General features: G+C 70.7%; 8 protein-coding genes. 4 read left to right on the top strand and 4 right to left on the bottom strand.

Translation table 11 applies throughout. The features are described from left to right. Positions 1-320 precede the first annotated feature (320 nt). Entirely contained in the window at positions 321-1,382 is a 1,062-nt protein-coding gene (locus tag RMO04_RS03080; protein WP_309643328.1) for a cell wall hydrolase, read from the top strand. On the opposite strand, the gene RMO04_RS03075 is transcribed toward RMO04_RS03080, so the two are convergent. Beyond that, positions 1,379-2,320, bottom strand: a complete 942-nt coding sequence (locus RMO04_RS03075) for a GlxA family transcriptional regulator (protein WP_309643327.1) — start codon at positions 2,318-2,320, stop codon at positions 1,379-1,381. The genes RMO04_RS03080 and RMO04_RS03075 overlap by 4 nt on opposite strands. A 140-nt stretch (positions 2,321-2,460) precedes the next feature. Between RMO04_RS03075 and RMO04_RS03070 the strand changes: the two genes are divergently transcribed. The 3 genes from RMO04_RS03070 (at position 2,461) to RMO04_RS03060 (ending at position 5,294) form a co-directional block, all read left to right on the top strand. Then, positions 2,461-3,501: a serine hydrolase domain-containing protein gene (locus tag RMO04_RS03070; RefSeq protein ID WP_309643326.1), complete on the top strand. Its 1,041-nt coding sequence runs from the start codon at positions 2,461-2,463 to the stop codon at positions 3,499-3,501. A gap of 84 nt (positions 3,502-3,585) precedes the next feature. Then, positions 3,586-4,275, top strand: coding sequence for a DJ-1/PfpI family protein (locus RMO04_RS03065; protein ID WP_309643325.1), 690 nt, complete (start codon positions 3,586-3,588; stop codon positions 4,273-4,275). After that, a complete protein-coding gene (locus tag RMO04_RS03060) occupies positions 4,272-5,294 on the top strand; it encodes a DJ-1/PfpI family protein (protein ID WP_309643324.1) in 1,023 nt (340 codons plus the stop codon). The genes RMO04_RS03065 and RMO04_RS03060 overlap by 4 nt, the downstream gene beginning before the upstream one ends. Here RMO04_RS03060 and nadC read toward each other — a convergent pair. The 3 genes from nadC to RMO04_RS03045 all read right to left on the bottom strand — a co-directional run. After that, a complete protein-coding gene (gene nadC / locus RMO04_RS03055) occupies positions 5,291-6,136 on the bottom strand; it encodes a carboxylating nicotinate-nucleotide diphosphorylase (protein ID WP_309643323.1) in 846 nt (281 codons plus the stop codon). The two genes, RMO04_RS03060 and nadC, sit on opposite strands and share 4 nt — an antisense overlap. Beyond that, a complete protein-coding gene (locus RMO04_RS03050) occupies positions 6,133-7,644 on the bottom strand; it encodes an L-aspartate oxidase (protein WP_309643322.1) in 1,512 nt (503 codons plus the stop codon). The genes nadC and RMO04_RS03050 overlap by 4 nt, the downstream gene beginning before the upstream one ends. A gap of 4 nt (positions 7,645-7,648) precedes the next feature. Next, positions 7,649-8,379 (bottom strand): quinolinate synthase (locus RMO04_RS03045; protein WP_309643321.1); only part of this gene is annotated, 731 nt, incomplete at its 5' end.

The raw sequence follows: 8,379 nt of genomic DNA, 5'->3' as shown, positions 1-8,379 counted from the left end.
ATCAAGGTCAGGGTCTTGCGCATAGGTGCAGCTCCACAAGCTTCAAGCGTTGCTACGAAAACGGCGAGCTGCGCCGGAGGTTCCGGAAGGGCTCATGGGTGCGCGTGAAGGTTAACCCACGGAAATATATCATGCTGCACTGCAATATAAGCTTGCGAATCGTGGCCAAGCCTGTCAGAAGCACATCAACTTCGCCGTAGCCTGCCACTCCACGTGTAATCGGACAGGCTCCAGTCACCGCGCCGCCAGCAAGAGCAGGGGCCCCGTGACGACGATGTCTGGGGGCGCAACCGCCCTCGTCACACGGGACTAGATTTCCTTTGCAATTCAAGATCAAGACGCCCGCCGATTGGCGCGCGTCCACATGCGCCGCTTTGATCGGCTGCGGTATTGGGCTCGCGCTGGGCGCGGCCTACATGGCCGGCGGCATGGCGCGCGCGACCACCGACCACGCCCGAGCCTCGCGCCTGGCGCAGGCGGCGGCCGGCGGTTTCTCGGAATCCGTGCTGCAGCGCGAAGCCGCCGCCCTGGATCCGGGCGTGCTGCGCATCGCCCGCCGCCACGACCCATTCACCATGACCGGCGAACTCGACCGCCAGAGCGCCGAACTGACCGCCCGCCTGGACGCGGTTCCGGCCAAGGCCGAGCCCATCAAGCTGCGCCCGGCCTTTACGCGCGCCGCCGCGCCGTTCCACATGGCCGGCGCGCTGGATTCGTCGCGTGAGCTGGAATGCCTGACCCAGGCGGTCTATTTCGAGGCTCGCGGCGAGACTCCGGACGGCCAGGCGGCCGTGGCCCAGGTGGTGTTGAACCGCGTGCGTCATCCCGCCTTCCCCAAGAGCGTCTGCAGCGTCGTCTATCAGGGCGCGGCCAAGCGCAGCGGCTGCCAGTTCAGCTTCGCCTGCGACGGCTCCATGCGTCGTGGCCGCGAGGCCGGCGCCTGGGATCGCGCCCAGCGCGTGGCGACAAAGGCCCTGTCCGGTTTCGTGATGGCCAGCGTCGGCGACGCCACCCACTTCCACACGACCCACGTGGCGCCCAACTGGGGCCCGCGCATGCTGCGCACCGCCCAGGTCGGCCTGCACGTCTTCTATCGCTTCGGCCGTGACGCGGGACGCACCTATGTCGCCGGCCGCAAGACGCCGGCGCCGGAACTGGCGTCCGACCAGACCTATGCGCGGTTCACCTCCGCGCCTGGGATCTCCGCGCCGGTCGAGATCGCGGGCGAGCTCCGCCTCTCCTCGGCTGTGAAGGTCGACCAGACCGCCGACGCCGCCGCCGAGACCACGAGCGTCCCTGCGCCGGTCAAGGCTGAGGCCGCCAAGGTCACGCCGACCAGCGCGCCGTCGCCCGCCAAGCCACAGACCGCGACGCCCTCCTAGGACCGAGCCGCCCGCCGCAGGGCTTGCGGCGGCTGACCGAAAGCGCGGAGGAAGGCCCGGCGCATACGCTCCGGATCCCCGAAGCCGGAGCTTTCGGCCACCTGGTCGATAGGCTCCGACGAACCTTCCACCCGTTCGCGAGCGGTCTCCAGTCGCAGCCGCTCGACGGCCTTGGCCGGGGTCAGGCCGGTCTCGGCGGCGAAGGCGCGGGCGAAGTTTCGCGGGCTCATGGCGGCGCGGTCGGCCAGGCGCTCCACCGGCAGATGTTCAGCGATCCGTTCGCGCATCCAGTCCAGCAGCTCGGCGAACCGCCCGCCCTGGCCGCCCATCTCGATCAGGGCCGAGAACTGCGACTGGCCGCCCGGCCGCCGGTGATAGACCACGAGCTGCTGGGCCACGGCGCGGGCGATAGGCTCGCCCAGGTCCTCGGCGACCAGGGCCAGCGCCAGGTCTATGCCCGCGCTGATCCCGGCCGATGTCCAGACGTCTCCGTCGCGCACGAAGATGCGGTCGGGTTCGACCCGGACCTTGGGATAACGCCGCGCCAAGTCCGGACACCGCTGCCAGTGCGTTGTCGCGCGCCGCCCGTCCAGCAGCCCCGCCTCCGCCAGCAGAAAGGCGCCCGAACAGACGCTCGTGGTTCGGCGGGCCCCGCCGGACGCGGCGCGGACCCAGTCGATCAGCTCGGTCTGCATGATCGCCGCGCGGGTGCCGTCGCCTCCTGAGACCATCAGGGTGTCCAGGGGTGTGCCGCTCAGCGCCTCGGCGGCCATCGCGGCGCGGGATGACGAGGCGACCAGGCCGGGTTCGGCCGCCAGGACTCGGATGTCGTAGCTGCCAGGGACGTAGCGGTCGGCGATCTCGAAGGCGGCGATGGGTCCGGCCACGTCGAGGATCTGAAAGTTCGGGAAGATCAGGACGCCCAGGCTGCGTGTCATGTCAGTTTCCGAGGGAACGCGTAGTTTCAGCATTCCTAGTTCGCGACGCCCGGCTGTTCAACCCGTCATTGCGGAAGTTTCATTTGTCCGGCGTGCGGGTCCTGGCTCATTCCGACGCACCAGACCGCAAGGAGCCGCGTGTGACGTCCGACAACGATCTCAGTCTCGCGATCCTGGAGAAGACCCGCGCGCCGGCCCTGGCGGGGGCCGTGGTCAACCGCGACGGCCTCATGCACCTGGAATGCGCCGGCCTGCGTCGCCTGGACGGGTCCGAGCGGGTAACGACGGAGGACCGCTGGCACATCGGGTCCAACGCCAAGTCGATGACCGCGGCCCTCTATGCCCGGCTGGTCGAGGCCGGTTCGGCGCGATGGAGCGCCCGGATACCCGAGTTGTTTCCCGATCTCGCCCCGAACGCCGCCTGGGATAGCGTCACCATCGAGGATCTGCTCGCCCATCGCTCGGGCCTGGTGGACGCCAAGGTGCTGACCCGCGACTGGCTGAAGGGCGCCCACGGCGATTGTCGGCCGGTGGAGGCGCAGAGGACCTCGCTGGCGCTCGCCGCCCTGTCCGCGCCGTCTCCAGGCCGCCGCGGCCGGTTCGCCTACGCCAACATCAACTATGTCCTGGCCGGCGCGGCGATCGAACGGATCCTGGGCGTGTCCTGGGAAACAGCCATGATGCGGGAAGTGTTCTCGCCCTTGGCCATGACGTCGGCGGGCTTCGGTGCGCCGACCGGCGATCAGCCCAGGGGGCATGCCAAGCCGCTGTTCGGCCGCCTGGCGCCCGTCGATCCCGAAGGGCTGTCCGACAACCCCGCGGCCCTCGGTCCGGCCGGCCGCGCCCATATGAGCCTCGCCGATCACGCCCGGTTCGTGCGGCTGTTCCTGACCCAGGGGGACGGCTATCTCAAGGCTGAAAGCATCCAGAGGATCGTAACGCCCCCGGAGGGCGGGGGCTTCTCGCCCTATGCCTTGGGCTGGATGGTGCTGCCGGGCCAGCCGCGCTCGCGCGGCCCGCTGCTGGCGCACGACGGCTCCAACACCCGCTGGTACTCGGTCGCCTTCGCCAGTCCCCAGCGGGGCGTGGCCGTCGTCACCGCCTCCAACGCCATGGCCCGAGGCGAGGGGGCCGCCCGGCTGCTGGCGCAGCGACTGCTCAAGCGTTTCGATCCCGGCTGAGGGCGGCGGAAATCGAGGGAAGAATGTCATTTCAGACACCACGCCTCGACCGCATCATGAGCGCCTCGCATTGGAGAAACGCCCATGGCCGACCTACAGATCGTCATCCCGCTCTATCCGGACGTCACCCATCTCGACTTCACCGGGCCACACCAGGTGCTGTGCCGCCTGCCGAACGCCAAGGTCATCGTGGCCTCGATGGGCGGGCAGGACATCACGGCCGACGGCCTGACCTTCGCCAACCTCACCGATCTGACCACGGTCGAGCACTGCGACCTGCTGTGCGTGCCGGGCGGCTTCGGCACCACCGACGCCATGCTAGACGAAGCCTTCATGGCCGAGATCAAGCGGCTGGGCTCGGGCGCCAAGTACCTCACCAGTGTCTGCACAGGATCGCTGATCCTGGCGGCCGCCGGGTTCCTGCGTGGCAAGCGTAGCGCCTGCCACTGGGCGTGGCGCGACCTGCTGCTGCCGTTCGGGGCGATCATCGACGAGAGCCGCGTGGCCCGCGACGGCGACATCATCACCGGGGGCGGGGTGACGGCGGGCCTGGACTTCGCCTTCGTGATGGTCGCCGAGCTCGCCGGAGAGGACTTCGCCAAGACCCTGCAGCTCAGCCTGGAATACGCGCCGGCGCCGCCCTTCCAGTCCGGTCGGCCAGAGCTGGCCAGCCCCGAGATCCTGGCGACCGTCCGAGCGTTCCTGGATCGCGGGGCCGACGTGAGGCTCGCCGCGGCTCAGACCGCCGCGGGGCGGCTGGAGACCGCCCAGTGATCCGGACCCTGCTCCTCGCCGCCCTGCTCCTGCTGGGTCTGGCCTCGCCCGTCCTGGCCAAGCCGTTGGTGGCCATCCTGGTGGACCCGTCGGGCGCGGAGACCACCGATCTGACCGCGCCGTTCGCGATCCTGACCGAGGCGGGCGCGGTGGAGGTGAAGATCGTCTCCACGACCCTTGCGCCGGCGCGGCTGATGCCCGGCGTCGCCTGGGTCCGCCCGCACGAGACCCAGGCTTCGTTCGATCGCCGTCATCCGCAGGGCGCCGACATGATCATCGTCCCCTTCATCATGGACGCGAAGAACCCGGAGCGGGCGGCCTGGCTGCGCGCTCAGGCTAGGCGCGGCGTGCGGATCGTCTCCATTTGCGACGGCGCCTTCGTGCTGGCCGAGGCCGGCCTGCTGGAAGGCCGCCAGGCGACGGCCCACTGGGCCTCGCATGGCAAGCGCGTGAAGACCTATCCCAGCGTCGCCTGGCGCCAGGACGCTCGCTGGGTCACAGACGGGAACATCACCACCTCGGCGGGGATCAGCGCCTCGGCGCCGGTCTCTCTGGCCCTGCTGGGCGAACTGGCGGGCGACGAAGTCATGCAGGGCACGGCGCGCCGGCTGGGCCTGCCCGCACCTAGCCGCGATCACGACGCCACCGTCTATCGGCTCAACGCCAATGTCGTGGGAACGGCGGCGGGCAACGTCCTGGCCTTCTGGCGCCATGACAGCGTCGCCTTGAAGCTGGAGGCGGGCTTCGACGAGCTGGCCTTCGGGGCGGCGTTGGACGGCTGGACGCGTAGCTACCGCGCAAAGGCCTGGGCCGTGGCGCCTGGCGGAGTCACCTCGCGCGGCGGCATGACGATCTATGGCGCCGACCAGCTTCCGGCCTTCGACCGTATGGCCAGGCTCGCGAACGCTCGCGCCATCGAGGCGATGCTGGGCGACCTGGGCGAGGCCTATGGCGATCCCACCGCCCGGTTCGTGGCGCTACAGCTCGAGCATCCGCTCTGGCTGGCAGGGGGCCGCTAGACCGCGTCCAGCCCGATATCCAGCACCGGCGCCGAGTGGGTCAGGGCGCCGACGCTGATCACATCGACGCCGCTCCGGGCGATGGCGGCCACAGTCTGGAGGTTGACGCCGCCGGAGGCCTCCAGGGTGACGCGGCCAGCGACGAGCGCCACCGCGCGGGCCAGATCTTCAAGTGTGAAGTTGTCCAGCATGATCACGTCGGGGGCGTAGGGCATGGCCTGCTCGAGCTGCTGGAGGCTGTCGACCTCGACCTCGACCTTCATCAGGTGTCCGGCCGCCGCGCGCGCGCGCTTCAGCGCCTCCGCGACCCCGCCGCAGGCCGCGACGTGGTTGTCCTTGATCAGAATGGCGTCATCCAGGCCGAAGCGGTGGTTCAGGCCGCCCCCGCAGCGCACGGCGTACTTCTCCATGTGGCGCAGGCCAGGCGTCGTCTTCCGCGTGTCGGCGATGCGCGCCTTGGTCCCGGCGACCGCGTCCACATAGGCCCGGGTAAGGGTCGCGACGCCCGAGAGCCGGCCCAGCAGGTTGAGCGCCGTGCGTTCGGCCGACAGCAGAGCGCGGGCATCGCCCTCGACGCGGGCCAACACGTGGCCGGCTTCCACGCGATCTCCGTCGGTCGCGAGAGCCTCGAAGCGCGCTGTGGGATCGAGCGTCGCGACGGCCAGTCGCGCGCAGGCCAGGCCCGCGACGACCCCGGGCTGACGAACGGCGAAAGCCGCCGAAAGCCTGGCGTCGGGCGAGATGCAGGCCTGGGCGGTGACGTCGCCGGCCCTGCCCAGGTCTTCGGCGAGGGCGGCGCGAACAACAGGCTCTATGAGCAGGTCGGGCAGGGGCGCGGTCACTCGGCGGCGATCCGCAAAGGCGTGGCCGCCAAGCTCACGAAGGTGCGGCTGGGTTCGGTCTCGGCGACGCCATCGGCGCGGAAATGGGCCCCGAGGCTGGCCTTGCGCGCCAGCGCCGCGTCGGCCACCAGGCGGGCGGCGACCAGGGTGGGCGTCCGGCCGTGAAGGGCTTCCAGGCCGTCGATCTCGGCCAGCAGCCGGGTCAGGCCCGCGGCGTCGCGCACGACGCCGGCGTCGCGGCTCATGGCGATCCGAAGTTGGGCCACGGCGGCCTCGGGCAAGACGGGCGCGGCCACAGCGCGCAGGGGACGGGTTGCGGGATCGGCCTCGTCGCGAGCGGCGGCGCCGGCGCGGGTCCCGAACACGGCGGCCTCCAGCAGGGAGTTCGAGGCGAGGCGGTTGGCGCCGTGCACGCCGGTGGAGGCGCATTCGCCCGCCGCGAAGAGACCAGGCAAGCTGGTGCGGCCCTGCGCGTCGGTGACGATCCCGCCCATGTGGTAGTGACAGGCTGGCGACACAGGGATCGGCTGGACGCGCGGATCGACGCCGCCGGACAGACAGGCGGCGAACACCGCCGGGAACTCCTCGGGGAAGTGGTCGCCCACCGCTTCGCGAGCGTCGAGGAACGCCCCGCGCCCAGCCTCACGCTCGGCATGGATGGCGCGCGCCACCACATCGCGGGGCGCCAGCTCCGCGTCGGGATGATAGGCGGCCATGAACGCCTCGCCCGCCGCATTGATCAGCTTGGCGCCTTCGCCGCGCAGGGCCTCGGTGGCCAGGGGCGCGGGGTCGCGGCCGATATCGATCGCGGTGGGATGGAACTGGACGAACTCGGGATCGGCGATCCGCGCGCCCGCCAAGGCGGCCAGGCCCAGGCCTTCGCCGCGCAGCTCGGGCGGTGTGGTGGTGACGGCGTAGAGCCCGCCGATGCCGCCGGTGGCGAGGATCGTCACCGGGGCGATCACCTCCGTCAGCCGGCCGTCCTGGTCGACCACGACGCCGCGCACGCGGCCGTCGGCGTCCTGCAAAAGGCCACGCAGACGCGCGCCGGCGCGGACCTGGATATGACGGGCCGACAAGGCGGCCTTGACCACGGCGTCCATGATGGCGCGGCCGGCCTGGTCGCCCTTGACCCGCGCCACGCGCGAGCGGCTGTGGGCGGCTTCCAGGCTGGTGGCGAACTCACCGGCGGTGTCGCGATCGAACGGTGCGCCCATGGCGGCCAGCTTGCGCACGGCCGCGGGTCCCTCTTCGGCCAGCAGGGCGGCCATCTGGACGTCGACCAGACCCGCGCCTGCCGCGACCGTGTCGGCGGCGTGCAGGGCCGGGGCGTCGTCGGCCGAAAGCGCCGCGGCCATGCCGCCCTGGGCCCAAGCCGAGGAGCAGCCATGGTTCAAAGGCGCCCCGGTCAGCACCAGGACCTTGCGCGGCGCGGCCGCGAGCGCGGCCGAGAGGCCGGCCAAGCCAGCGCCCACGATGAGGACGCCGTCGTGCTGGATGCGGTCCATCGGCTCAGATGAGCTCGACGTCGACATGGTGGCGGGCCTTGACGAGGTCGTAGCGCGCCGGGACGAGGGGCGGCGGCAGGTCGATCATGCGCTGGACGGACGCGCGGGCCCGCTCGGCGATCGCCGGGTCGACGAAAACCTCGTGCTGGTTCTTCAGCAGGGCCTCGTAGATATTCTCCAAGCTGATGCGCTTCATGTGCGGGCACAGGTTGCAGGGGCGCACGAACTCGGTCTCGATGGCGTCGATGGCGACGTTGTCGGCCATAGAGCACTCGGTGATCAGCACCACCTGCTTGGGCTTCCTCGTCAGCACATAGTCGTTTATGGCCGCCGTGGAGCCGGCGAAGTCGGAGACTTCCAGCACCTCGGTCGGGCACTCGGGGTGCGCCAGGATCTGGGCGTCCGGATAGGCTTCCTTGAGCTCCAGGATGTCGGCGGCGGTGAAACGCTCGTGGACCTCGCAGCGACCTTTCCAGGCGATGATGCCGATAGTGGTCTGGCGGGCGACGTTGCGGGCCAGGAACTCGTCGGGGATCAGGATGACCCGGTCGACGCCCCACTCGCGGGCCACGTGTTCGACCACCTGCACGGCGTTGGCCGAGGTGCAGCAGACATCCGTCTCGGCCTTCACGTCCGCCGTGGTGTTGACGTAGGTGACCACCGGCAGGCCCGGATAGCGCTGCTTGATCAGCCGCACATCCGCCCCCGTGATCGACGCCGCCAGCGAGCAGCCGG

The sequence above is a fragment of the Phenylobacterium sp. genome, from assembly GCF_031412415.1.
Classification (GTDB): Bacteria; Pseudomonadota; Alphaproteobacteria; order Caulobacterales; family Caulobacteraceae; genus Phenylobacterium.
Note: the sequence above shows the minus strand (reverse complement) of the source record. Positions and strands in the feature narration are given on the sequence as shown.